This window comes from Phenylobacterium sp. (assembly GCF_041691455.1).
GTDB lineage: Bacteria > Pseudomonadota > Alphaproteobacteria > Caulobacterales > Caulobacteraceae > Phenylobacterium.
Map to the genome: position 1 here is coordinate 307,191 of NZ_JBEPUO010000003.1, position 24,672 is coordinate 331,862.

The 24,672-nt window shown below is 70.1% G+C and carries 27 protein-coding genes; 12 read left to right on the forward strand and 15 right to left on the reverse strand.

The annotated features are described in order from the left end of the window. From ACESMY_RS08000 to ACESMY_RS08020, 5 genes are all read left to right on the forward strand, one after another. The gene (locus ACESMY_RS08000) at nt 1-876 is read left to right on the forward strand and encodes an ABC transporter ATP-binding protein (protein WP_372783994.1); all 876 of its coding nucleotides are present in this window, start codon (nt 1-3) and stop codon (nt 874-876) included. Beyond that, a complete protein-coding gene (locus ACESMY_RS08005; protein WP_372783996.1) occupies nt 873-1,850 on the forward strand; it encodes a hypothetical protein in 978 nt (325 codons plus the stop codon). The genes ACESMY_RS08000 and ACESMY_RS08005 overlap by 4 nt, the downstream gene beginning before the upstream one ends. Nucleotides 1,851-1,870: 20 nt before the next feature. Next, entirely contained in the window at nt 1,871-2,980 is a 1,110-nt protein-coding gene (locus ACESMY_RS08010; RefSeq protein ID WP_372783998.1) for an AraC family transcriptional regulator, read from the forward strand. A gap of 111 nt (nt 2,981-3,091) precedes the next feature. Continuing rightward, entirely contained in the window at nt 3,092-3,844 is a 753-nt protein-coding gene (locus tag ACESMY_RS08015) for a hypothetical protein (protein WP_372784000.1), read from the forward strand. Continuing rightward, nucleotides 3,841-4,905, forward strand: a complete 1,065-nt coding sequence (locus ACESMY_RS08020) for a hypothetical protein (RefSeq protein WP_372784002.1) — start codon at nt 3,841-3,843, stop codon at nt 4,903-4,905. The genes ACESMY_RS08015 and ACESMY_RS08020 overlap by 4 nt, the downstream gene beginning before the upstream one ends. A 5-nt stretch (nt 4,906-4,910) precedes the next feature. Here the strand turns inward: ACESMY_RS08020 and ACESMY_RS08025 are convergent, their stop codons facing one another. From ACESMY_RS08025 to ACESMY_RS08035, 3 genes are read right to left on the reverse strand one after another with little or no spacing between them, the layout of a single operon-like run. Next, entirely contained in the window at nt 4,911-5,195 is a 285-nt protein-coding gene (locus tag ACESMY_RS08025; protein WP_372784004.1) for a hypothetical protein, read from the reverse strand. Between the two features lie 47 nt (nt 5,196-5,242). Continuing rightward, a complete protein-coding gene (locus ACESMY_RS08030) occupies nt 5,243-5,596 on the reverse strand; it encodes a cupredoxin domain-containing protein (protein ID WP_372784006.1) in 354 nt (117 codons plus the stop codon). Nucleotides 5,597-5,607: 11 nt separating this feature from the next. Further along, a complete protein-coding gene (locus tag ACESMY_RS08035; RefSeq protein ID WP_372784008.1) occupies nt 5,608-6,141 on the reverse strand; it encodes a DUF4142 domain-containing protein in 534 nt (177 codons plus the stop codon). A gap of 126 nt (nt 6,142-6,267) precedes the next feature. On the opposite strand from ACESMY_RS08035, the gene ACESMY_RS08040 reads away from it, so the two are divergent. Together ACESMY_RS08040 and ACESMY_RS08045 are read left to right on the forward strand one after the other, a co-directional pair. Beyond that, nucleotides 6,268-6,954, forward strand: a complete 687-nt coding sequence (locus ACESMY_RS08040) for an RNA polymerase sigma factor (protein ID WP_372784010.1) — start codon at nt 6,268-6,270, stop codon at nt 6,952-6,954. Nucleotides 6,955-7,054: 100 nt separating this feature from the next. After that, nucleotides 7,055-7,213 carry a hypothetical protein gene (locus tag ACESMY_RS08045; RefSeq protein WP_372784012.1) on the forward strand — a complete coding sequence of 53 codons (159 nt, stop codon included), beginning with the start codon at nt 7,055-7,057 and terminating at the stop codon, nt 7,211-7,213. An 18-nt stretch (nt 7,214-7,231) separates the two neighbouring features. Here the strand turns inward: ACESMY_RS08045 and ACESMY_RS08050 are convergent, their stop codons facing one another. The 6 genes from ACESMY_RS08050 to ACESMY_RS08075 form a co-directional block, all read right to left on the reverse strand. Beyond that, the gene (locus tag ACESMY_RS08050) at nt 7,232-8,896 is read right to left on the reverse strand and encodes an amidohydrolase (protein ID WP_372784014.1); all 1,665 of its coding nucleotides are present in this window, start codon (nt 8,894-8,896) and stop codon (nt 7,232-7,234) included. Between the two features lie 71 nt (nt 8,897-8,967). Then, on the reverse strand, nt 8,968-9,324 hold the full coding sequence (locus ACESMY_RS08055; protein ID WP_372784016.1) for a hypothetical protein: 357 nt from the start codon (nt 9,322-9,324) through the stop codon (nt 8,968-8,970). Nucleotides 9,325-9,355: 31 nt separating this feature from the next. Beyond that, nucleotides 9,356-10,738: an alpha/beta hydrolase family protein gene (locus ACESMY_RS08060; protein ID WP_372784018.1), complete on the reverse strand. Its 1,383-nt coding sequence runs from the start codon at nt 10,736-10,738 to the stop codon at nt 9,356-9,358. Between the two features lie 12 nt (nt 10,739-10,750). Then, nucleotides 10,751-11,755 carry an SPFH domain-containing protein gene (locus tag ACESMY_RS08065; RefSeq protein WP_372784020.1) on the reverse strand — a complete coding sequence of 335 codons (1,005 nt, stop codon included), beginning with the start codon at nt 11,753-11,755 and terminating at the stop codon, nt 10,751-10,753. Continuing rightward, entirely contained in the window at nt 11,755-12,159 is a 405-nt protein-coding gene (locus tag ACESMY_RS08070) for a GntR family transcriptional regulator (protein WP_372784022.1), read from the reverse strand. The genes ACESMY_RS08065 and ACESMY_RS08070 overlap by 1 nt, the downstream gene beginning before the upstream one ends. A gap of 110 nt (nt 12,160-12,269) precedes the next feature. Beyond that, complete coding sequence (locus tag ACESMY_RS08075) at nt 12,270-13,547, reverse strand: hypothetical protein (RefSeq protein WP_372784024.1); 1,278 nt, start codon at nt 13,545-13,547, stop codon at nt 12,270-12,272. Nucleotides 13,548-13,651: 104 nt separating this feature from the next. Between ACESMY_RS08075 and ACESMY_RS08080 the strand changes: the two genes are divergently transcribed. The 5 genes from ACESMY_RS08080 to ACESMY_RS08100 all read left to right on the forward strand — a co-directional run bounded on the left by ACESMY_RS08080 (nt 13,652) and on the right by ACESMY_RS08100 (nt 19,595). Continuing rightward, a complete protein-coding gene (locus ACESMY_RS08080; protein WP_372784026.1) occupies nt 13,652-14,266 on the forward strand; it encodes a hypothetical protein in 615 nt (204 codons plus the stop codon). Between the two features lie 70 nt (nt 14,267-14,336). Next, nucleotides 14,337-16,340, forward strand: a complete 2,004-nt coding sequence (locus ACESMY_RS08085) for a TonB-dependent receptor plug domain-containing protein (RefSeq protein WP_372784028.1) — start codon at nt 14,337-14,339, stop codon at nt 16,338-16,340. After that, entirely contained in the window at nt 16,315-17,781 is a 1,467-nt protein-coding gene (locus ACESMY_RS08090) for a PepSY domain-containing protein (RefSeq protein ID WP_372784030.1), read from the forward strand. The genes ACESMY_RS08085 and ACESMY_RS08090 overlap by 26 nt, the downstream gene beginning before the upstream one ends. A 67-nt stretch (nt 17,782-17,848) precedes the next feature. Further along, nucleotides 17,849-18,208 carry a copper resistance protein CopC gene (locus ACESMY_RS08095; RefSeq protein ID WP_372784032.1) on the forward strand — a complete coding sequence of 120 codons (360 nt, stop codon included), beginning with the start codon at nt 17,849-17,851 and terminating at the stop codon, nt 18,206-18,208. An 82-nt stretch (nt 18,209-18,290) separates the two neighbouring features. Further along, nucleotides 18,291-19,595 (forward strand): NRAMP family divalent metal transporter, encoded by a 1,305-nt coding sequence (locus ACESMY_RS08100; protein ID WP_372784033.1) that lies wholly within the window; start codon nt 18,291-18,293, stop codon nt 19,593-19,595. A 7-nt stretch (nt 19,596-19,602) separates the two neighbouring features. Here ACESMY_RS08100 and ACESMY_RS08105 read toward each other — a convergent pair whose 3' ends face one another. The 6 genes from ACESMY_RS08105 to ACESMY_RS08130 all read right to left on the reverse strand — a co-directional run bounded on the left by ACESMY_RS08105 (nt 19,603) and on the right by ACESMY_RS08130 (nt 24,332). Further along, nucleotides 19,603-20,295: a superoxide dismutase gene (locus tag ACESMY_RS08105; protein WP_372784035.1), complete on the reverse strand. Its 693-nt coding sequence runs from the start codon at nt 20,293-20,295 to the stop codon at nt 19,603-19,605. Between the two features lie 23 nt (nt 20,296-20,318). Beyond that, nucleotides 20,319-21,365, reverse strand: a complete 1,047-nt coding sequence (locus ACESMY_RS08110) for a Cj0069 family protein (RefSeq protein ID WP_372784037.1) — start codon at nt 21,363-21,365, stop codon at nt 20,319-20,321. 130 nt (nt 21,366-21,495) lie between these two features. Continuing rightward, on the reverse strand, nt 21,496-21,846 hold the full coding sequence (locus ACESMY_RS08115; RefSeq protein WP_372784039.1) for a DUF3147 family protein: 351 nt from the start codon (nt 21,844-21,846) through the stop codon (nt 21,496-21,498). Between the two features lie 27 nt (nt 21,847-21,873). Continuing rightward, nucleotides 21,874-23,127: a serine hydrolase domain-containing protein gene (locus ACESMY_RS08120; RefSeq protein ID WP_372784041.1), complete on the reverse strand. Its 1,254-nt coding sequence runs from the start codon at nt 23,125-23,127 to the stop codon at nt 21,874-21,876. Between the two features lie 33 nt (nt 23,128-23,160). After that, on the reverse strand, nt 23,161-23,721 hold the full coding sequence (locus ACESMY_RS08125; protein ID WP_372784043.1) for a hypothetical protein: 561 nt from the start codon (nt 23,719-23,721) through the stop codon (nt 23,161-23,163). 83 nt (nt 23,722-23,804) lie between these two features. After that, the gene (locus ACESMY_RS08130; RefSeq protein ID WP_372784045.1) at nt 23,805-24,332 is read right to left on the reverse strand and encodes an RcnB family protein; all 528 of its coding nucleotides are present in this window, start codon (nt 24,330-24,332) and stop codon (nt 23,805-23,807) included. Between the last annotated feature and the right edge of the window lie 340 nt (nt 24,333-24,672).

The window sequence follows — 24,672 nt, forward strand, 5'->3', positions numbered from 1 at the left end:
GTGACCTGCATAGAAGCCCGCGGCCTGCGCAAAACCTATGGCAAGACCGTCGCGCTCGCCGGCCTCGACCTCACCGTCGACGAGGGCCGCATCCTGGGGCTGATCGGCCCGAACGGCGCGGGCAAGAGCACCGCGCTGCAGGCGATCCTCGGCCTCACCCAATATGACGGCGAGCTCAAGGTGCTGGGCCGCAATCCCTGGACCGAGCGCGACCGGCTCATGGCTGACGTCTGTTTCATCGCCGACGTCGCCGTGCTGCCGCGATGGCTGAAGGTCAGCGAGGCGCTGGACTATGTCGCCGGCGTCCATCCGCGGTTCGACCGCGCCAAGGCCGAGGGCTTCCTCGCCAAGACCACGATCAAGCGCGCGAGCCGGGTCCGCGAGCTCTCGAAGGGCATGGTCGCCCAGCTGCACCTGGCCCTGATCATGGCGATCGACGCCAAGCTGCTGGTGCTGGACGAGCCGACGCTCGGCCTCGACCTGCTCTACCGCAAGGCGTTCTACGACAGCCTGCTCAACGACTATTTCGACCGCAGCCGCACCATCGTGATCTCGACCCACCAGGTGGAGGAGATCCAGCACATCCTCACCGACGTGGCGTTCATCGACCGCGGCAAGATCGTGCTCGACTGCAGCATGGAGGACTTCGAGGCCCGCTATCTCGAAGTGCTGGTGGGCCCGGAGCATCTCGCCGCGGCCCGCGCGCTGAAGCCGATCCAGGAGCGCCAGCTGTTCGGCCGGGGCATCATGCTCTTCGACGGGGTGGCCCACGAAAAGCTGGCCGCCCTGGGCGAAGTGCGCACGCCGAGCCTCGCCGACCTCTTCGTCGCCATGATGGGCGCCGAGGCCGTCCAGCCGCAGGGAGCGGCCGCATGAGCCCGGCCTCCGACGCCACGTCCGATCCGCTCGCCCCCGACGCCGCGCCGCCGGCCGCCCTGGCGAAGACCCGGCCGTTCTACTGGTCGGTGCGCCGCGAGCTGTGGGAGAACCGCTCGGTCTATCTCGCGCCCCTGACCGTCGCGGGGCTTGGGTTGCTCGGCTTCCTGTTCAGCCTGCACGGCCTGCCGCACGCGGTGCGCGCCGCCAAGGTCGCGGCGGCGGCCAGCGCCGCCCTTCCGGCCGACGCCGCGCTTGCCAAGGTGGCCGCCAGGGCCGCGGGGTCGCTGGCGATCCCCTATGACTTCGTCACGGGCGTGATCTTCCTGGCCGCGCTGGCCGTGGCGATCTTCTACAGCCTGGCCGCCCTGCACGGCGAACGCCGCGACCGCAGCATCCTGTTCTGGAAGTCGCTGCCGGTTTCGGACCTGACGACGGTGCTGTCGAAGGTGGCGGTGCCGCTGGTCGTCCAGCCGTTGGTGGTCTTCGTCGTGGTCATCCCCGTCCATCTGGTCATGCTGGCCATGGGCACGGCCGTGCTGTCGCTGAACGGCCTCGATCCCTCCGTGCTGTGGACCCACGCGCACCTGCTGAAGATCTGGCTGACCCTGCCCTACGGCCTGGTTGTGCTGTCGCTGTGGTACGCGCCGATCTGTGGCTGGCTGATGCTGGTCTCGGCCTGGGCGAAGCGGACGCCGATCCTCTGGGGCCTGGGGGCGCCGCTCGGCCTCTGCCTCTTCGAGTACCTGGCCTTCCGCACCCAGTACCTTTGGCAGTTGCTCCTCTACCGCCTCCGGGGCGGCTTCGCCGAGGCCTTCACGGTCGGCGGGGAGGGCAGGGTTCCGATCAACGGCCCCGAGCAGATCGACCTGACCCGGTTCCTCAGCCTGCCGGGCCTCTGGGCCGGACTGGTGTTCTTCGTCGCCTGTATCGCCGCCTGCGTCTGGCTGCGCCGCCGGCGCGAGCCGATCTGAACCGCCTAAGGAGGCCCCGCATGACCGCCACCGTCCTGCACCTGAGGCCCACCGCCCCGCCCGCCGCCCGCCGGGATGAGCGCGAGATCAAGGCGCTGGAAGGCGCCGCGGCGATGGCCGAGCCGACCGTCGGCGCCGGCTACGCGCGCGGCCTGCTTGAGTTCGCGGTCTCGAAAGGCGCCGGCCGTCTGGCCCTCCTGGAGCGCTCTGGCGTCAAGGCGGCCGACCTGCAGGACCAGGACGCCCGCATCCCGTTTCGCCAGTACGTGGCGCTGATGCGGGCCGGCCAGGCGCTCTCCGGCGACAGCGCGCTCGCGCTCCACTACGGCGAGCGGGTCGACATCGCCGAGGTCTCGATCATCGGCCTCATCGGCCAGGCTTCCGAGACCATGGCCGAGGCCTTCGCCCAGCTGAACCGCTACGTGCGCCTGGTCGTCGAGACCGATAACGAGGGCGGCGGCGACCGCTTCGGCATGACCTTCGACCGGGGCGGGCTCTGGATGGTCGACAACCGCCGGCGCGCCGACGACTTCCCCGAGCTCACCGAATCCGCCTTCGCCCAGCTGGTCTGCGGACCGCGCCGGATGGGCGTGCCGCAGATGGTCAAGGCGGTCCATGTCACCCACGCAGCCCCGCCGCATCGCGACGAATACGAGCGGATCTTCCAGGCGCCGGTGGTGTTCGAAAGCGACCGCAACGGGCTGCTGCTCGACCACACCCTGGCCGACCCGACGGTGGCGCGGCTGCCGCGCTACGTGTTCGGCGTCCTGACCGAGCACGCGGACGAACTGCTGAAGAGCCTGGAGAGCTCGAAGTCCGTGCGGGGCCGGGTCGAAAGCCTGCTGATGCCCGTGCTTCACACCGGGCACGCGAGCATGGACGCCGTGGCGGCCAGGCTCGGGATCAGCCGCCAGACCCTGTTCCGCAAGCTGAAGGCCGAGGGCGTCACCTTCGCCACCGTGCTGGACGAGCTGCGCCACCGGATGGCGGCCGACTATCTCGGCGCCCGCAAGGTCTCGGTTAACGAGACGGCCTATCTGGTGGGGTTCTCCGAGCCGGCCGCCTTCTCGCGCGCCTTCAAGCGCTGGACCGGCTCCAGCCCGCGCGCGATGCGCGCGGCCGGCCTCTGATGGCCACGGAGGTGTTCCGTGCAACCCGCGGTCACGTCTTTGGCGCCTGGCGTCATGGCCTTCCCGCCCGCCGGACCTAGCCTGGGGACACTCCGAGGAGAGTCCACGCCGATGATCGTTCAGCTCAGTCCAGATACGCCGCTGCTGATCCGCGCCGTGGCGGGGACGGCGCTCGTCCTGCACATCGGCGGCGCCAGCCTCGGCATGGTCTCCGGCGCGGTGGCGCTCATCGCGCCCAAGGGCCAGCGGCTGCATCGCGTTTCCGGCCATGTGTTCTTCGTCGCCATGCTGACCATGTCGGCGGTCGCCGCGGTCGTGGCGCCGATCCTGCCGGACCGGATCAGTGCGGTCATGGGGCTCTTCACCTTCTACCTCACCGCCACCGCCTGGGCGGTGGTGCGGCGCCCGGCGAGCCAGGTCGGACGCTTCGAGACCTGGGCCGGTTTCGCCGCCCTTGGGATCGCCGCGCTCTTCCTGGCGCTCGCCTGGATCGGCGGCCGGATGCCCAAGGGCCTGCTCGACGGCGAGCCCTCGCAGCTGGGCTACATCGCCGCCGTCATCGCCCTGCTGGCCGCCGCCGCCGACTTCCGCATGATCCGTCGCGGCGGTCTCGCCGGCCCTCCGCGCATCGCGCGGCACCTGTGGCGTATGTGCCTGGCGCTGTTCATCGCCTGGGGCTCCGCCGCCGGCCAGCCCAAGGTCGTCGCCCTGCTGCCCGAGGCCCTCCATCACCAGCCGCTGCTGATCTTCATGCCGGCGCTCACCGTGCTCGCCCTGATGGTCTTCTGGCTGATCCGGATCCGTGTGCCGAAACGGCGCGGCCGCGGCGTCGCCGTCCTATCCGCCCAAGAGGCCCTGACATGAAAATCCCGACTTCGGACTCCTCGCCGCGCCTCGCCGTCTGGCTCGCCGGCCTGCCGTCGGTGATCATCGCGGCGGGGGTTCTGCTCGCCGCCGGCGCCTCGCACGCCGCGCCCTACAAGGCGCCCCGGACCGCCTATGGGGCCCCGGACCTCCAGGGCCTCTGGACCAACACCGCGCTCACCTTCCTGCAGCGGCCGCCGATCTTCAAAGGCCTGATCGCCACCGACAAGGAAGAGGCGATGATGGTCAGCATGTTCAAGAAGATGGCGGGCGACATCATCAGTCCCGACCCGGTCGATCCGAAGCTGCCGGCGCCCCCGGTGGTGAAGGACGCGCCGCAGTCCGACTACATCGAGATGGAGCTGCGCCTGGCGCGCATCAACGGTCAGCCGCGCACCTCCTGGATCGTCGAGCCGGCCGACGGCAAGCTGCCCTTCACCGAGGCGGAGAAGAAGATGCGGGCCGCGGCGGCCAAGGCCCCGGAGGTGTTCGACAACCCGGAGGACCGCGACACCCAGGAACGCTGCCTGACCGCGATCGGCTCGCCCGAGGGCCCGCCGATGATGAACACCGGTTTCAATGGCAACTACCAGATCCTGCAGACGCGCGACTACGTGACCATCGAGGTGGAGATGAACCACGACGTGCGGATCATCCGCATGGACGATCGCAGCCATCAGCCCGCCGCCATCCAGCCCTGGCTGGGGGACTCTGTCGGCTGGTGGGATGGCGACACCCTGGTCGTCGAGACCACCAACCTGAACCCCAAGGGCCACGTCTATTCGCTGGGCGGCGGCTTCCGCTACTCGCCGCAGACCCGGATCACCGAGCGCTTCACCCGCACCGCCAAGGACCAGATCCTCTACGAGTTCTCGGTCGAGGATCCCGAGGTCTTCACCAAGGCCTGGCGCGCCGAGATGCCGATGCGCACGGCCAAGGGCCCGATCTACGAATACGCCTGCCACGAGGGCAACTACTCCCTGCCCAATATCCTGGCCGGCGCCCGGGTCGAGGAGCAAGCTCCCAAGCCCCCGGCCACGCCCGCGGCGCCCGCGAAGTAACCAGGCTACCCCGTCAGCCAGCGTCGGGGATGGCGCCAGCCGAGTTCGCGGACCTCGCCCTGCGCCAGGCCCAGGGTCTTCATCTTGCCGGGCGAGAGCGCGCGGATCGCCTGCACCGGCTCCTGGCCGCCGATCGGGCTCGACGCCACGCGGCCGGCGCGGCCCGCCCAGTCGATGGCGGTCCACTCGGCCTTGCCCTGGTCCTCGTGGCCGACGGCGAAGTAGTGGCGCAGGGGCGCGGGCTCGCCGGGGATCTCCATCAGCACGCCGACCAGCCATCCTCCCGCCATCCGAACCCTCCGCGCCCCGTCTGCCCTGGTCGGGGGCCGCCGGAGGCTTAGCGGGCCTGGTCCGCGACCACCAGCGTCCCGGTCATGCCCGGGTGATAGCGGCAGGTGAACGGATAGGTCCCCGCCCTGTGGAAGGTCGTCCACAGGTGCGCGCCGGGCTTCAGCTCGACGTCGAACGCCTTGTCCTTGGCTGTCGCCGAATGGAGGAAGATGTCGCTGTTCACCCATTCGATCGTGTCGCCCACGTGCAGCGTCGCGGGCAAGGGCCCGAACTTCATGTCCTTCAGCGTCACGGTGTAGATCGCCGCCTTGGGCGCGGGCTTGGCGGCCGGCGCCGCAACCGGGGCGGCGGCAAGCGCCGCCCCGGCCAGCACGGCGAACCACAGGTGTGGGGTCTTCACCTTGGGGGCGCCTACTTCAGGCTCATGGCCAGGTGTTCGGCGTGGAGCTGGTGCTCGGTGAACAGCTTCAGCCCGGTCTGCAGCAGGCCTTTCAGCTCGCCGTTCTGGGCGTCGGGGATCAGGACCGTCGAGAGCGCCCCGTTGACCGTCTTGTGGTAGGCGACCTCGTTGTCGACATAGGCTTTGTCGAAGGCCTTGCCGCTCAGCTTGGCGTAGCTGGCGAGCTTGGCGGCGGCGTCCTTGGAGAGGCCCTGGCTGGTGGGGTTATCCTGCGGGGTGACGCCCAGCTTCTTGACCAGCGCCAGCGCCTGATCGTTCACCGCGGTGTGGTCGCGGACCATTTCCTGGGCGAAGTCGCGGACCGCCTTGTTCTGCGACTTGGCGAGCGCCTGCTTGCCCGCCGCGACGTCGAGCCCGCCCGCGGTATAGGCGATGTGGGCGATCTGGGCGTCGTTGGGCCCACCTGACTTGGAGGGGGCGGCCTGGGCGTTGGCGCCGGAGGCGGCGAGGACGACGGCGGCGGCGAATCCGATGGCCTTCAACATGTGAGTCTTCTCCCGTGCTCTTCCGCCTGACGTGGCGGCTCGCCCATTGGATGGAGCCGGCGGCGCAAGGTTCCCGGGAACTTCGGCCCCGCGCGCGCATCCAAGGGGTGTAGACAAGGAGCCGCCATGCGCGCCGTTCACGCCGTCGACTACATCGGCCTCGCCGAGAGCGATCTCGTCGCCAAGGCCCGCGCCGGCGACCGCGAAGCCTTCCGCGCCATCATGACCCGCTGCAACCAGCGCCTGTTCCGCATCGCCCGCGCCGTGGTCCGCGACGAGGCGGAGGCCGAGGACGTGCTGCAGGAGGCCTACACCCGGGCCTTCGGGGCCATCTCGGGCTTCCGCGGCGAGGCGGGGATCGGCACCTGGCTCACCCGCATCGTGCTCAACGAGGCCCACGGCCGCCTGCGCCGCCGCAAGACCACCGTCGATCTCGACGAACTGGAAGCCGCCCAGGGGACCGCCCAGGTGCTGAACTTCCCCGGCATGACCCGGAGCGACGACCCCGAGGCCGAGGCCGCCCGCGGCCAGATCCGCCGCATCCTCGAACGCGCGGTCGACGCCCTGCCGGAGCCCTTCCGCCTGGTGTTCATCCTGCGGGAGGTCGAGGAACTGAGCGCCGAGGAGACCGCGATCCACCTCAACCTCAAGGTCGAGACGGTGAAGACCCGCCTGCACCGCGCCCGCCGACGGCTGCGCGAGGCGCTCGACGCCCAGCTCGCCGACGTGATGGTCGGCGCCTATCCTTTCCTCGGCGCGCGCTGCGAACGGATCACCGAGGCGGTTTTGCACCGGCTTTCGCAGAACACGTAACTTCCGCGAGTTGAACCCAAAGGCGGTTGCTCATAGTGTGAGGCCTTCCGTTTGGGGCGCGGAAACGCGCGCCCACGTGCCTTTAGCCGAGAGTGTTCCAATGGCCGACGAACCCAAAACGCCCGAAACCGAAGCTGAAAAGCAGGAAATCGAACGCGCCAAGCACCACCACAAGGACAAGGGAAAGGTCGTCACGACGGCCTTTGGCGAGCCCATGTCCGGTGGCATCGCTGACATCGCCGACGGCGACGACGCCTAAGGATCTCCCGCGGCGACCTCAGCGGTTTTCGTAGACCACCTGGCCCTCCACGACCGTAAGCACGGCGTGGCCCTTGGGGATCGCCGCCTCCGGCGCGGTCATCAGGTCGACGGAGAAGCCGCTGAGGTCGGCGCGCTTGCCCACCGCGATGGTCCCGAGATCCGTCTCGGCAAACCGTGCGTAGGCGGCCGATGAGGTGAAGAGCTTCAGCGCCTGGGCGCGGCTCAGCCTCTCTTCAGGATGCCAGTCGGCGTCCGAGTAGCCCTTGAGGTCCTTGCGGGCCACGGCGGCGTAATATTCGATCAGCGGCGCCCCGCGCTCCACCGGCGCGTCCGATCCGCCGACCACCACTGCTCCCGATTGCAGCAGGCTCTGCCAGGCGTAGGCCCCCTTCAGCCTTTCCTTGCCCAGGCGCGCCGGAGCGAAGTGGAAGTCGCCGATCGCATGGCTGGGCTGCATCGAGGCGATGACGTGGTCCGCCGCGAACCGCGGGATGTCTGCGGGGCGCAGGATCTGGGCGTGCTCGATCCGCCAGCGCGCGGCCTTGCCGGCGGCGGGGTTGGCCTTGAAGGTCTCCTCGTACAGATCGAGCGCGGTGGCATTGCCCTTGTCGCCGATGGCGTGGGTCGAGACCTGGATTCCGGAGGCCAGCGCCTTGGCCATCAGCGATCGCATGACCGCGGGATCGGTGATGAAGGTCCCCGTCAGGCCGGGCGCATCGGAATAGGGCGCGAACAGCACCGCGCCGCGCGAGCCGAGCGCGCCGTCCATGAAGAGCTTGATTGCCCGGGTGGTGATCCGACCGTCCGGCGTGGCCCGCGGCCCGCCGGCGAACAGCGGCCCGGCCTGCGCGCCGACGACGGCGTTGTAGACCCGAAGCGGCGTCTCGCCCGCCTGGTCCATCTGCTCCAGCAGCGCCACATCCGCCCAGTCGACGCTCATGAAGTGGACGCCGGTCCAGCCGTAGGCGGTCTCGACCCGGAAGGCGGCGCGGTAGGCGGCCAGCCGCTGCTCGCGGGTCGGCGCGGCCTGGAGGGGCCGGACCAGCGCCATGGCGTTGTCCACCAGCATGCCGGTGAGCTTGCCGTCGGCGCCCTTCAGGATCTGGCCGCCGGCCGGCGCCGGCGTGGTTTCATCGATGCCGGCCGCCTTCAGCGCCGCGGAGTTGACCGTCAGCGCGTGGCCATCGGCGCGTTGCAGCACGACCGGCGTGGTCGGGGCCACGGCGTCCAGGTCGGCGCGGTCGAGGAAACGGCCTTCGGGCCAGCCGGTCTCGATCCAGCCGCCGCCGACGATCGGGCCCGTCGGGTGGTGGTCGGCGATATAGGCCTTGAGCCGCTGGGTAACCTCGGCCGCGGACTTGGAGCCCTCGAGATTCAGCGTCAGCTCCCGCTCGCCGATCTCGCGCAGGTGGGCGTGGCTGTCGGTGAAGCCGGGGAAGAGGGCCGCGCCCTTGAGGTCGATGAGCTTGGTTTTCGGTCCCACCAACGCCTGGGCCGCCGCCTTGCCGCCCACGAAGGCGATCCGCCCGTGCGTCACCGCCACCGCCTCGGCCTTCGGATGGGCGTCGACCGCCGTATAGATCGGCCCGCCCCAGATCACGAGGTCGGCGGGCGCCTTGGCCGCAGAAGCGGGGACGGCGAGGGCGAAGGTGGCGGCGATCGCTAGGGCGGGTGTGCGCATGCGGCCTAGCTAGCCGCGCCGGCCATCGAACGCCAAGCGTCAACGTCCGATTTCCGCGTCCGCCGTCGCGTTCAGAGCGAGCGGCCCGCTCGCCGGCCCGGGGCGTAGACCTCCACCGACGGGGAGAAGCCGTCCGCGCACGCCGCGCCGCTGGCCGCAGCCGACCGCCACGCATAGGGCTGCCTGCACCCATCCACGCGCCGCCAGACGCGCCAGACCTGCGCCGGGCCGAGGCCCCTCGCTGCAAGCGTGGCCCGGACATCGGCGGCGCGGCGTGTCGCATCGTAGCGGTCGGCCACCAGGCCCCCGCCCATCACCGCGACCACGACCGCCAGGGTGGCGGCGATCGGAACGCCGGAGGCGATCCAGGTGAGACCGCCCAGGCCGTCGAGCGGGCGGCGGGCCAGGAGCTGCGGGTTGCGTCTCATGGGAGGAAAACTACACCTGTAATACTCATCGTCAATGTCCCGTCGTCCTGGCCACCCAGTCGGTGATCAGGCCGAGCGCCGTGGGCGAGATGGTCTCCTCGATCCGGGCATATTCGCTGGGCGCGCCGGTGTCGGCGCTCTGGAACAGGTGGTTGAGGCCGGGCAGCTCGACGACCTCGGCCTTCGGGTTGTCCTTCAGGGCCTCGCGGATCGCCGGCAGGTTCTGTTTGGAGACCACCTGGACGTCCTTGTCGCCGTCGAGCGCCAGCACCGGGCAGCGCAACTGACGCAGCGTCGGCCTGGGGTCGTAGGCGATAAACCACTTGTACCAGGGCGAACCCAGCTGCCGGATCGTGGTGGTCGCACCCGAGGCCGGCATGCCGGCCTCGGTCAGCACCTTGGCAGCGTCGGCCTGGGCCTGGTCCCAGTCCTTGGGCTGCGCCAGGGCGGCCTCGACCCGGCCCATGGTCACCTCGTTGCGCGCGATGGCCTCGGCGGAGACCCCGGCGGTCCGGCCCACCGCCTCGCGCTGGGCGGTCATCAGCTCGCGGGTCGGCACGCCGGGCCCGGCCAGCATCACCACGAAGGCGATCTGCGGATCGGCGGCCGCGACCAGCGGCCCGATCATGCCGCCTTCCGAATGGCCGATCAGCCCGACCCGCTTGCCGTCGATCTCCTTGCGCCCGCGCAAGTACGCGACGCCCGCGGCGGTGTCGGCGGCGAAGTCCTCGCTGGTCGCCTTGGCGAAGTCGCCGGTGGACTTGGCGAAGCCGCGATCGTCGGTCCTCAGCACCGCGATCCCCCGCCGGGTCAGGGCGTCGGCCAGCACCATGAACGGCCGATGGCCCATGATGGCTTCGTCGCGGTCCTGCGCGCCGGAGCCGGTGATCAGCACCGCGGCCGGGAAGGGGCCCTTGCCCGGGGGCAGGGTGAGCGTGCCCGCCAGCCGCACGCCCGGCGCGCTCTCGAAGCTCACCTCCTCGGCCCGATACGGGAACGGCGGCTTCGGCGTCTGCGGCCGCAGCCGCTCCGGCGGCTTGCCGCGCGTGAACACCAGCGGCAGGGCCTCACCCTGGGTCCACTGGCCGACGAAAGCGGACTGCACATCATCCCACCAGCCCTCGTAGCGGCCGTTGATCCGCGCGCCGGAGAACGTCAGGTGGCCGTCCTCCAGGGTCACGGCGTCGAGCGGCAGCCAGGCGGGCCCCTGGTCGGGACTGATCATCCGCCCCTGGTAGCCGCTGCCGGCCTTGGTGATCTCCAGGCCGATCCGCAGCTCGGCCAAGCTGTTCTTCAGCGTTCCGTGCCAGTCGCCGGCCAGGTCCTGGGCTTTCGCCGCGCCCGCCAGCACCAGGACCATCATCAGCACCGCCACGGTCAGCGAGGCGATCCACACCGTCAGCTTGCGCACCATCGCCCCGGTCCCCTAGTCGGTCGGCCGGCGGCGCTTGCGGGCGGGGCGCGCCACCGCGCGAGGCGCCGGCTGGGCGATCATCGGTTCGGCCCGGGCCGGTTGGGCCTGCGCTGTCAGCGCCGCCTGGGCCAGGCCGAGGACACCGCCCGGGTTCATGGAGTCGACCATGGCCGAGGGGATCAGGATCGTCGCGCCGCGCTCCTTCGTCGTCTCGTAGATGATGTTCATGGCCCGCAGCTGCAGGGCCGTGGGGCTCTGGGCGTAGATGTCGGCGGCCTCCACGAACTTCTGCGCCACCGCCAGTTCGGCCTGGCCCAGATGGATGCGGGCGGCGGCCTCGCGCTGCGCCTGGGCCTCGCGGCTCATGGCGTCCTGCAGGGCCGCCGGCACGCCGATGTCGCGGATCTCGACGGAGATGGCGGTCACCCCCCAGTCGGCGGTCTTGCGCCCGATCTCCTCGCGCAACAGCTCGTCCCCGTGCTTGCGGTCCGAGAGCAGGGTCGAGAGCAGGGAAGAGCCGACCATCTCCCGCAGCGAGGTCTGGGCCACCCGGGCGATGGCCGAGCGGTAGTCGGTGATCTCCAGCGCGGCGCGCTCCGGATCGTGGATCTGCCAGAACACCACCGCGTCCACGTCCACCGGCACGGTGTCCTTGGAGAGCGCCTGTTCGGCGTTGAACTCGGTGGTCTGGATGCGCTGGTCGAGCCAGTAGACCACCTGGTCGATCACCGGCACGATCATGAACAGGCCGGGTCCCGAGATGCTCTGCAGCCGCCCGAGCCGCAGCACGACCGCCCGCTCCCAGTGGTTGGCCATCTTGAGGGACGAGGGGATCAGGACCCCGATCAGCGCCAGCAGGCCGGCCAGCCAGAAGAGGACGTAGGTGTCCTGCCGCGCGCCTTCCTCGACCGCCACGCCGGCCAGGCCCAGCAAGACGAAGGCGATCAGCACCGCCGTCGGATTGCCGCCCCGCGCCCTCTGGCCGGGCAGGTTCATCGTGAAGCCAGGCATGCTCATCAGATCTTCTCCTTGTCGGCGGCGAGCGCCGCGATGCGTTGGGCGAGCGCCTGGGGGTCGACCCCCAGGGCCGCCGCGGCGGCCAGGGTCTGGCGCGCCAGGTTGTCGGTTTGGGTCTCTTGGGCGTGGCCTTCCATGGCCGGCGGCGGCTCGGCGACGAAGCTGCCGCGCCCGCGGACCAGGGTGACGGCGCCCAGCCGCTCCAGCTCCTCATAGGCGCGGCGCACGGTGTTGAGGTCGACCTTCAGCTCCACCGCCACCTGGCGCATGGTCGGCATCTGGTCGCCCGGAGTCATCAGGCCGGCGCCCATCGCCCGCAGGAACTGTTCGCGCAGCTGCACATAGATCGGGACCCCGGTGTCTCCGAGCCGCAGCGCCGCCAGGATTTGGGCCTGTGTATGCATACACTCATACAATACGCCCATGGCTTGGCTTGTCAAATGGCCGAACGAGAGTCGGTGAGGCGCACTGGGTTCAGGCGGCGAGGAAGCTCAGGACCGCCGGCAGGGACGGCTCAGCCGGCCGGGAACCGCAGGTTGGTCTGCGAGGTCCAGGGGTTCACGCCGGAGCGCGGCGCCGCCAGGATCAGCCGCCCGCCCAGGCTGGAGCGGCCGATGCCCTGGGCCTCGTAAAGCGCCTCGAAGCTGTCCGCGCCGCCGGTGGCCTTGGCCAGCGCCTTCAGGGCGTCGGGGCTCGCCAGCGCCTCGGCGGCCTGCATCAGGCCGGTGTCGCGGTCGCCGGCGATCACCACGATCCGGTTGCCGGAGGGGCCCTTGAAGGCGGTGACGTAGCCATAGTCGCGGCGCGAGGTGTCGCCCTGGCTCGGTCCGCCCTCCTGGCTGACGTAGGTCCGGCGGGTCTTGGCGTCGACCAGCTCGTCATAGGTCTCGCCGATCGTGAACCGCGAACCCGCGAACACCGGCTCGCGCAGCACGCCCAGGCCGCTCAGATACCCCAGGTAGACGATGTTGTTGCGCTTCAGCATCTCGGGAGTCAGGTCGGAGGCCATCACCACGTGCAGCCCCTCGGCGTGCGCCGCGCCGCGCGAGACGATCGGCACGATGCTGCGCAGCGCGAACGCCGCCCCCACCGGCAGGTAGTAGAGGTCGAGGTCGCGGTAGCTGCCCATGGCCTTGGGGTTGTCCATCAGCCAGGCGTCGAGATCCTCGCGGCTGTTGATGCCGTATTCGCGCACCAACCGGTTGACGCCGGCCCGCTCGTCGATCTCGCCGAAGATGTAGTAGTCGCCGATCACCAGCAGCGTCGCCGGCTGAGCCTTCAGCAGCGGCGCCCAGGGCGCGCTGCCCTGCGCCTGGGCGACCGACCGTTCGGTCCCGTGCGTCGTCCAGAAGACCGCCCAGATCGCGGCGTTGAGCGCCGCCAGCAATGCGATCGCGGCGGCGGCGTATTTCCACCAGGCGCGCGCGGGCGGCGCGGCGCGGGCCTCCTCCGGCCGCGGCTCGGCGATCATCCGGTACTCGCCGCGCGGGATGCTCAGGCGCACGGGCTCGTCGCGGCCGTCACCGGCGTAGAAGTCGTCGAGCTTGCGGCGCAGGCGGTGCACCGCGACCCGCACCGAGGCGTCCTGCGAGCCGTCGAAGGACGAGCCGCGCCCGAACACGGCGGCGGCGACCTCGAGCTCCTTGGGCCGCGTGCCGCCGAGCGCGCTCCTGACCAGGTAGTCGAACAGCCGGTTCAATCCGTCGGAACGACCCAGCGCCTGGCGGGCGCGCAACCGCGCCGCCAGTTCGGCGATATCGTCGCCCGCACCCTCGCCGCCCGCTTGGGACAATGCCGTTGTAACCTTCTGTAACCCCCAGGAGACCGTATTTAACCGGACGTGCGGGCGAATGGCAAAGTATGGGTTGGATCAGTCAGAATGTCGGGGAGTCGATCTTGAAGCGCCTTGTGACCTTTGCGGCCTGCGCCGCCCTGCCGCTCTCGCTGCTGCTGGCCTGCCAGCCGAAGCCGCCGGCCAATCCTGCGAAGTACAATACTGAAGCCTTGGACCTGAAGGCGTTCATGGCCAACGTCGTGGATCCGAACTCAGACGCCCTTTGGGCCGCTTCCGGCACCGTGGAAACCGCCGCGGGCGTCAAGGACAACACGCCGACAACCGAGGCCGGCTGGCAGGCCATGCAGTCGCAGGCCGCGGTGCTGATCGAGGCGGGAAACGCCCTGCAGTTGCCTGGGCGTCCACGAGCTCCGGAAGCCGACTTCTACAAGTTCGCCCAGCAGCTCACCGCGCAATCGATCCTGTTGAAAGCCGCCGTGGATAAGCGCGACAAGGACGCCATCTACACGGAAGGCGCGAAACTCTACCTGGTCTGCACGGCCTGCCACGCGGAGTACCTGATTGGCCCCCTCGTCAAGGCTGGCGGGCGCCCCGCAGGGACCCTGCAGGATTGGCCGGCCGACATCGCCGCCAAGCAGCAGCAGTACCTGGCCGCGCACCCGGAAGCCGCGCAACAAAAGGTCGCGCACGTCCCGCAGCCGGACGACCCCAAGTAACCTGACGCCCTCGGGCGGTGAAGGCGGCCCAGGGGGGCGCCGCCGCCCCATCAATCCAAGGGGATACCCAATGATCCATTCGATGCGCGTGAGCGCAGCGGGAAAACTCGTGCTCGTCGCCACCACAGCCGCCCTGGCGATCGGCGTCCAGAGCGCCCGCGCCGCGGACGCCGCGACGGTGTCGGAGCTGGTGGTGACCGGCGGTCTTGAAGAGACAGTGCCGACCCAGCTCTCCAAGTACGGCAACCGCATGGACGTGGTGACGTCGCGCCAGATCGAACTGCTCAATCTGTCGGACGTCGGCGGCATCCTCTCGAAGGCCGTGCCCGGCCTCTATTTCGCGCCCCAGAACGGACCGTTCTCCTACAACTTCGCCTCGATCCAGGGCTCGCGGCAGAACGAGATCCTCTATCTCTTCGATGGGGTCCGAATCTCCAACCGGCTCTACAACACCACCCCGCCGCTCGACACCATCCCCGCCCACATGGTGGACCACATCGAGGTGCTGGACGGCGGGCAGGGCCTGTTCTTCGGCACCTCGGCGGTGGCCGGCGTGATCAATATCGTCAGCCGCCCGTTCACCGACATGACGGCGGGCCGGCTCTCGATCGGCGGCGACACCAACGACAGCGTCACCGCCAACGGCTACATCTCCGGCGCGATCGGCGGCTCGAAGATCGTGGCCTACGCCTCCTATGACGAGTCCAAGGGCTTCCAGCCCTTTCCGGACGCCGACTACCAGCCGAGCGGCACGGACCGCCACCGCGGCTACCGCCTGACCAGCGTCGGGGCGAAATACGCCTACGACTTCACCCCCGACGTGCGGTTCAGCGCCAGCTACCAGCACACCGAAGGCTACGTGGACTCGATCCGCCCGGTGCGGGCCGCCCGCGCCATCAACGACCGCAACGAGGACATCGGCTGGGCCAAGCTCGACTGGACGGTCAACGACAAGCTGCAGTTCTTCGTGAAGGCCTACGACCATTGGTGGCGCAGCCACTACGACGAGGTCGACAATGTCCCGGGCGGCGGCTTCGACCACGTGGACGCCCACGAGTTCTGGGGCTTCAACGACTACGGCGTGAACGCCATGGCCAAGTATGTGCCCGCCGCCGGGGTCGAGACCTATCTCGGCTACGACCTGCAGCGCTACGGCGGCCGCGACGACGTGCTGATCATCGCCCAGCAGAAGGAACAGACCCAGGCGGTGTTCGGCCAGATCCGGCTGACCCCTGACCTGATCGCCAACACCCACCTGGCCGCCGGCCTGCGCTACAATTCGCCCGACAACGGCGACGGCGTCACGGTCTGGAACGTCTCCGGCCAGTATGACGTCACCCCGAACCTCTTCGTGCGCGGCGCGACCGGCACCTCCTTCCGCCTGCCCGACGCGGAGTCGCTGTTCGCCAACGACCCGATCAACAACGAAGAGATCGGCAATCCCAACCTGAGGCCGGAGACCGCCACCAACCTCAGCGGGTCCATCGGCGGCGAGGGAACCGGCTGGGGCTGGGAAGTCATCGGCTTCCACCGCGAGACCAAGAACCTGATCGACCTGTCGGGCGACACGCCGGACCCGGACGTCTTCACCTTCATCAACCTGCCCGGCAAGGTCACCGCCAGCGGCTTCGAACTCGTCGGCCACCTGGACGTGAACCCGTCGGTGTCCCTGCAGGGGTCCTACACCCACTCGCGGACCCGCCAGAAGGGCTCGTCCCTGCAGCTCGACCGCGTGCCCGAGGACACCGCACAGGCGCTGCTCGACTTCCATCCGGAAGGCCGCGGCTTCGGCGGCCTGGCCAGCGTCAACTATGTGGGCAGCGTCTTCGACACCGTCTCCGGCGGCTTCGGGCCCATCCAGCACGGCCACTACACGGTCGTCGACCTCACCGCCTACCTGACCTTCGGCCCCGGCGACCGCCAGCGGATCAACGTCAGCCTGGAGAATGTGCTCGACGAAGACTACGCGACGCGCCTCAGCCGGGCCTCCCGCGACGTGGGCGGCGCGTCCTACGTCGTCCACGCCCGAGGCGTCCCGCGAACCCTGCATGCCACCTATAGCTACAGCTTCTGACGCCAACCCCCCGGCGCGGCCCCGGCGCACCGCCTGGGCGCCGCGCTGGCTCGTGGTCACGCACCGCTACCTGGGCGTGGTGCTGGGCGCCCTCATGCTCCTCTGGTGCCTGAGTGGCGCGGTGATGCTGTTCGTCCCCTATCCGAGCGTCAGCCAGGACGAGCGGCTGGCCCGCCTGCCGCGCATCGACTGGTCGCACTGCTGCGTCATCGCCGGGGCCGCGCCGGCCGATGCCGCGGTGCGCGCCGCCACCATCGAACAGCTCGCCGAGGGCCCGGTCCTGCGGCTGCGGCTCGCCGACGGGTCGCGGCGGCTGATCGACCTCTCCAACGGCCATGTCCTGAATGGCGCGACACGGGCCGAGGCCCTGGTGGTGGCCGAGGCCTGGGGCCGGCCTTCGTCCGTCGCCTCCGTGGTCCGCGACCAGTGGACCGTCAGCGGCGAGTTCAACCGCGGCCGCCCGTTCTGGCGCGTCCGCCTGGCCGATCAGGCGGCCAGCGACATCTATGTCTCGCAGACCTCAGGCGAGGTCGTGCAGCGGACGACCGGCGCGTCGCGGGCGCTGAACTGGCTGGGCGCGGTGCCGCACTGGCTCTATCCGACCCTGCTGCGCCAGAACGTGAAGCTCTGGACCCAGGTGGTGATCTGGACCTCGCTGGCCGGCGTCTTCCTGACCGTGGCCGGCCTCTACCTGGGGCTGATGGCCTGGCGCCCCTTCGGCGACAAGCGCCTCTCGCCATTCCGCGGGCTGATGACCTGGCACCATCTCACGGGCCTCGCGACCGGGATCCTGACCCTGACCTGGGCGGCGAGCGGCCTCGTCTCGATGAACCCCTGGGGTTTCCTGGAAAGCCCCGACGACCCCGCCCCGGGGCGGATCGCAGGCCCGCCGCCGGCCTTCGCCGAGGTGCAGGGCGCGCTGGAGTCGGCCGCCGCCCACGCGCCCGCCGTGGCCCAGGTGCGGCTCATTCCGTTCGATGGGCGCGCCTTTGTCCTGGCCGGCGACACCCGCCTCGGCCCCACCGGCCGGCCGGCTCCCGCCAGCGCAGCCGATCTCGCCGCAGCCGGCCGGCGCCTGGGCGCGGTCGCCGCCCAGGGCCTGCTGACCCACGAGGACGCCTACTACTTCAGCCACCACGAGGCCGTGACCCTGCCGGTCTGGCGCGTGCTGATGGCCGACGGCCGCCGCTACTACCTCGACCCGCGCTCCGGTGCGCCGGTCGCCGCCATCGACGCCCAGGCCAAGGGCTACCGGTGGCTGCACGAAGGCCTGCACCGCTTCGATTTCGTGCCGGGCTTCCGGCGCGGCGCCGCCTGGGCCGCCGTCACCCTCGTCCTGCTCAGCCTCGTCACCTTCGGCGTCGGGACCGGCGTCTGGCTGGGTTGGCGGCGCATAGGCCTCGACCTCGCGCAATTCCGCGCCCCATCCCGCCCCCGATGACCCGGATGACCTACGCCTTCTAGCCGCCACACCCTCCCGCCAAGCTCGACATCAAAGAGGAAACCCCATGCGCCACGCCCTCGTGCTCACCGCCGCCACCCTGGCCCTCGCCGTCACCAGCCAGGCTTCCGCCCACGCCCGCCTGATCGTGGGCGCGCCCAAGGCCGGGTCCACCGTCGCCGCGCCCAAGGAACTGAAGCTGCAGTATAGCGAGACCATCGTGCCCGAGGCCTCCAGCGTCACCGTCGCGGGCCCCGGCGGCGCGGCCGTCGCCACCGGCAAGCTGGTGCTCGACGCCAAGGACAAGCGCGTCGTCCACGTGCCCTTCGCCGCCGCCCCCGCGCCCGGCGCCTACAAGGTCTCCTGGAAGATGAAGACCCCCGATGGCCACACCACCGACGGCGCCTTCGCCTTCACTGTGAAATAGGCGATTCCAATCCCTCGCAATAAGGCGGAGCCTTAGGTCGGCGGCGGCGTTACGCTCGGAAATTCAGGGGGACAGGATTTCCATGAACGACGACGCCGCGGCTCCCAATCCCCACGAGGATGTCAAACAGCCGGAGCGCCCGAAGCTGCTGCAGGTGCTGGGCCCCGGCCTGATCACCGGCGCCTCGGACGACGATCCCAGCGGCATCGCCACCTATTCCCAGGCCGGCGCCCAGTTCGGTTTCGGCCTGACCTGGGTGATGCTGTTCTCCTGGCCGCTGATGTGCGCCATCCAGGAGATCGCGGCGCGCATCGGACGCGTCACCGGGCGCGGCATCGCCGGCAACCTCAAGAAGCATTATCCGGCGCCGTTGGTCTATTCGATCGTGCTGCTGCTGCTGGTCGCCAACGTCATCAACCTGGGGGCGGACCTGGGCGCCATGGGGGCGGCGCTGAAGCTGCTGATCGGCGGCCCGCAGCTCGTCTATGTGGCGCTCTTCGGCCTCGTCACGGTGCTGCTGGAGGTGTTCTCCCGCTACTCGCGCTACGTCTCGATCCTGAAGTGGCTGACGCTCTCGCTCTTCGCCTATGTGGGCGTGGTGTTCGTCGTGAAGATGCCCTGGGGCGAGGTCGCCAGGAGCCTGGTGATCCCGCAGATCAGCTTCACGCCGGCATATATGACCGTCGTCGTCGCCATCCTCGGCACCACCATCAGCCCCTACCTCTTCTTCTGGCAGGCGGAGGAGGAGGTCGAGGAGGTCAAGGAGCGCGATGAGGCCAAGCCCCTGGAGCGCGCGCCCGAGCAGGCGGCCACGGAATTCCGCCGCATCCGCATCGACACCTGGGTCGGCATGGGCTTCTCCAACGCGGTCGCCCTGTTCATCATCCTGACCACGGCGGCCACCCTGCACGCTCACGGCGTCACCAACATCCAGACGTCCGCCGACGCAGCCAAGGCGCTGGAGCCGATCGCCGGCAAGGCCGCCTTCGTGATCTTCGCCATCGGCATCGTCGGCACGGGCCTGCTGGCCATTCCCGTACTGGCCGGCTCCTCCGCCTATGCGCTCGGCGAAACCTTCGGCTGGCACGTCGGACTCTCGCGCAAGCTCAGCCGCGCCAAGGCCTTCTATGCGGCGATCGCCGTGGCCACACTGGTCGGCGTGGCGCTCAACAACAGCCCCATCGACCCGATCAAGGCGCTGTTCTGGAGCGCGGTGATCAACGGCGTGGTGGCCGTGCCGGTGATGGTGCTGATGATGCACCTCTCCAGCCACAAGGCGGCGATGGGCGACTTCCAGGTGGGTCGCATCTTGAAGACGGTCGGTTGGATATCCACGATCGTCATGGCCGCCGCCGCCGTCGGCCTCTTCGCGACCTGGGGAAAATAGACCGCCGTCAGGCCGCGCTCGCGCGCCGGAACGCCTCGTTGGCGTGACGCCAGGACAGCGCCTTCATCACGGCGTCGACATAGGCGGCCGCCTTGGCGCCGTAGTCCATCTGGTAGGCGTGCTCATACATGTCGAGCGCCAGCAGCGGCGCGCCGTCGGCGAGCGTCATGGTGTGATCGGCCGCCCAGGTGTTCACCAGTCGCCCGTCGCGGCGGCTGTAGGTCAGGAGCACCCAGCCGGAGCCGCCGCCCAGGGCCTTGCCCATGCCCGAGAACTCCGCCGCCCAGCGGTCGTGGCTGCCGAAGTCCCGCTCCACGGCCTGCGCCAGGCCGGCGCTGGGGGCGGCCGGCGCGGTCAGGCCGGCGAAATAGACCTCGTGCAGGATCATCGAATTCCAGGCGACCAGCTCCTCGCGCTTCAGCCCGTTGATCTCGAAGCCTTGCGCGGTCGCAGGGTCGAGCTTGCCGAATGTCGCGCGGATGACGCCCAGCCGCTTCACCGCGCCCACGTAGTTGTTGTCGTGGTGGCTGGTGAGCAGCTTCTCGGAGAGCCCGGGCACGGCCTTCGGGTCGAAGGGCAGGGGCTGTGGCGTAAAGCTCGCGGCGGGGGCCGGCTGCGCGCGCGCCGCTGCGGCGACGGCCGCTCCGGCCAGCGCCGCGCCGCCCAGCAGCATGCGCCGGTCGATCTTGGATTCAGACATGGGGGTCCTCCGTTGGGGTGAAGTCAGGTCGCGGCGCCGCGCGGGCCCCTGGTGGCGGCCAACCGTCTCAGCGTGGTCTTGGCCAGGGCGTCCGGCGCATCGTCCGGGACCGGAAACACCGAGCTGACATTGATCTCGCAAAGCACGTAGTTGTCATCCCCTTCCGGCGTGCGCGGCCCGAGCAGGAAGTCGGCGTCCCAGATCACCGGCAGGGCGTCGGGGGCGATGTCCAGCAGGCGCGCGAGGCCCGGCGTCCAGGCCCGCTCCATCAGCGCGCGCAGCCGCTGGAACCGCGGGTCGCTGGCCCTCGAATAGAGCCGCGGTCCCGCCGGCCCGGCCTCCGGCGCCGCCAGGGCGCGCACCAACTGGTGGCCGAAGCCGACGACCCGATCGCCCGACATGTAGCAGCGGACCATCCCCTCCAGATGCCGCGGCTGGAATGCCTGGTCGACCAGCAGGCCGCCGTCCTCGAAGTCCGCCGCCCGCTCGGCCATGAAGGCTTCGAGCGTCGCGGTGCGCGGCTCCGGAGCGCCCTTCGCCTCCTGCACGCGGACCGTTGTTCCATCCAGCCGCTCGACCTTCCAGACCCCAATGCCGCCGTTGCCCCGGTTCTGCTTCAGGACCCTCGGGCCCGCCGCGACACGCCCCGGGAATTCCTCCGTGAACGCCGCATGGGTCTCATAGAGCTCGGTGTCAGCACCCCAGCCCAGCGTCCGCGTCCGATGGAGCACCGCCTTGACGCCCATCTTGCCGGCCACGTCGGGATGGGCGCTGACGAACAGCCCCGCCGCTGCGGCCTCGCGCAGCAGCGCATCCAGGGTCCCGCGCCGCTCGCCCGTCGCGGTCGAGATCGGATCCACCCAGACCAGCACGCCGTCGACGCGCCGCAACTGCTCGCGGACCTCTTCGGTCAGGTCTTCCGACCAGACCGCCGGCTGCACCGCGATCCCCTGCCGCGCCAGCGCCGCGAAGACTGCCGAGAGCCGGCCATTGGTCGCCGTGGCTTCGGCGCGCGCCTGGCGGTCGCCCCGCCAGACGATAGCGATCTTGTAGGACTTGGCGTTTGTCATGCCGCGCTCCTGTCCGGCGTTGAGGCCGGATCGAAAGGAGCGGGTCTTGGACGGCGAACCGTCTCAGCCCGGGCGCCCGCGTAGGCCCGGAAGCGCCTAAACTAGGCGCTTCGCGGCGCGGTTCAAGCGCCTAGAGCCGCAGCCCGAACCTGGGGCCGATCGCGGTCATGCCCAAGTAGAGGGCGATGGTCAGGACGCACCCGGCGGCCAGCGCCGCCCAGAACGGGACCCCGCGCTTCAGGAGCGCCGGGATCAGCAGGAACATCGGCAGCGACGGCAGCACATACCAGAATGTCGCGCCCACGTGGCTCTCCATGCGCACCGGATCGCGGGTGTCGCGCCACAGCCAGATCATCCCCAGGATCGAGACCAGCGGCAGGGAGGCGATCAGCGCGCCCGCGCCCGGGGAGCGCTTGGCGGTCTCCGAGACGATGGCGATGATCACGCCCGAGATAGCGGCCTTGAGGACCAGGTAGAGCATGGCCGCGACTCCTTGCGCGAACGGCGGCTATTTCTTGGGGTCGGTCAGCGCCGCGTAGGTCAGTCGCGGGCTGATCTCGCGGACCGCCGGCGTGCCGCCGCCCGGGACCGAGCCGTTGATGTTCTGGATCATGCCCACGAAGACCACGTCGTTGGTCGGGTCGATCCAGAACCAGGTCCCGAAGGCGCCGCCCCAGTAGAAGGTGTCCTTGCCCTGCGGGGTCGGCGCCTTCGACGGGTCCTCGATCACCGCGAAGTCGAGGCCGAAGCCCAGGCCCGGCTGCACCGGCCCGTAGAGGTCGACCATCACGCCCGGCTGCAGCACCGACTTGCGCATCAGCTTGACGGTCTCGGCCTTGATGTAGCGCCGCCCGCCGGCCTGGCCGCCGTTCGCCATCATCTGGCAGAACTTGTAGTAGTCCTCGGTGGTCGAGGTCAGCCCGCCGGAGCCGGACATGAAGCTGGGCTTCCTGGTCGGGTCGCCCTGGCCGGGCGCGGTGACGACCTTGCCGTCCTTGTAGGTGTTGATCTTGGCGATCCGGTCGGCCTTGGCCGCCGGCTGCCAGAAGCCGGTGTCGGCCATCCCCAGCGGTCCGAACAGGTGCTCGGCCATGAACACATCGAGCTTCTGCCCGCTCAGCTTCTCCACCAGATAGCCCTGGATGTTGACCGCCGGGCCATAGGCCCAGTCCGTCCCCGGTTGGCTGTAGAGCGGCAGCGCGGCCAGCTTGGCGATCATCCCCTGCAGGTCGCCCTGGCTGAAGTTCAGCTTCTCGTAGTCGGCGTTCACGCCGAAACCCGCGGTGTGGCTCATGATCTGGGCCATGGTCTGCGGGCTCTTGATGTCCTGCAGCGACCCGTCCTTGGCCTTCACCTTCAGGCCCTTGAACTCCGGGATGTGCTGGTCGAGCCGGTCGGAGAGCTTCCACTTGCCCTGTTCCCACAGCATCATCATCGCCACGCCGACCGTCGGCTTGGTCATCGAGGCGATGCGGAAGATGGTGTCCTTCTGCATGGGCGCGCCGCTGTCGAGGTCGCGCTTCCCGTAGGCGTCGAAGTGCACCACCTTGCCGTGCCGGGCGATGAGCGTGGTGACGCCGGCGAGCTTCTGAGTGTCCACCAGCCCGTGCATGGCGCTGTCGAGCGCCGCCAGCCCCGCGCTGGAAAATCCGACACTCTCCGGCGCGGCCGTCGCGACGGCGGCCCAGGCCTCGCGCGCAAACCAGCTCCCGCCCGCCACGGCCAGCGAGCCTGCGATCATCCGCCTGCGATCGAACTGCATGGTTGTCTCCCCCCTATGCCGAAGCTTTGGGACCTACTTCGGCGCCTTCACCCCGGCGTCCTTCAGGTCCTTGTCGATGTCGTGCTTGTAGAGGCTGTCCTTCGGCCGCGGGATGTACCTGCCGTGGCACTGGAAACAGGCGTCGTACATGTCGTTGCCGGCGTTGTTGGTCTTGTCGTGGTCGTGGGCCGTGGCGGCCGCCATCCCGGCGACCCCGGCCTTGTTGAGCGCGATCGCGTATTTCATCCAGGGCCCGTTCGGGTCGCGGGCGCGGCCTTCCATCATCAGCAGGTTGCCGGCCTCGGCGATCTGGGCGGCGGTGTCGATGGAGATGTTCCAGTCGGCCTGGGAGGTCGGGATGCGGTCGTTGGCGCCCTTCTCGTCGTCGACCTCGCCGGAGTGCGCCCAATAGGTCTCGGCCGCCGGATTGACGATGTGGCGCATCACGTCCTTGACGGAGAGCAGGGTGCGCTGGGGCGCCGCGGCCGAAGCGGGCGCGGCTGTCGTCGCGGGCTTGGCCGGCGGCGGCGTCTGCGCCAGGGCGGGCAGGGCGCAGGCTGCGGCCAGGGCGACGATGATTGGCAGATGACGCATGGCGACTCCCCGGACCTGGGAGACACCTTAGCCGTCGTCCGGTCGGGAGGAACCCCTCCCCGCGAGGGGGAGGGGCCGAATTCCTAGTAGCCGTGGATCACCAGGTCGGCGATCAGGCCGGTGGCGACCGCCATCAGCACGAAGTTGCCGTCGGCGTAGATCCAACGGTAGCCGGGGGGCGGGGCGCGCAGGCCGTAGTAGCCCCAGTCCTGCACGTAGTAGCCGCGGTAGGGCGCGGGCACGTAGGCGCCCCGGCGCCAGCCGTAACGGCTGATCGGGCGATAGCCATAGCCCGGCGCGAACCAGTAGCCCGGGCGCACGCCGCGGAAGTCGCGCCATTCGCTGCGGCCCCGCCAGCTGTCGGCGCGGGCGCGGTCGTAGCGCAGGTCGCGGCGATCGTTGTTGATCTCGCGGTGGTCGCGGCCGAGCTCGCGCCGTTCGCCGGGTCCGATGCGGCCGTCGCGGCCGGCGTCGCGCCGGTCGTGGCGCAGGTCGCGGCGGTCGTCGTTCAGTTCGCGCCGGTCGTCGTGGCGCTCGCCCGGCTGGGCCGAGGCGGCCATGGGGGCGGCGATCGTCGCCAGCGCCACGGCGGCATAAAGCAGGTGTTTCATCAGGTCCTCCGGTGTCAGTCCCTTGGTCCGGCATTCTGTCCGCCTGGCCTGAACCCCGGCTGAACCCGCCGGTTCAGCTCGGGTCAGGAACGTGACGGCTCATCGGCGCCTCGGTGTCGGGCGCGGCGGGGCGCACGAAAGGCGTGGCCGGGGGTTGCGGAACGGGGGATTGCGGCCCCGGCGCCGCGACGACGACGGGCGGGGGCAGGTCGACGTGCGCGGCGGCAGGCTCGGCGGCGGCGGCCTGCGCCTGGATCGCCGACGAAGGCCGGGCCGCGGCGCGTGGCGCCGAGGCTGTCTCTTATACACAACTCCGAGCCCACGCTGTCTCTTATACACA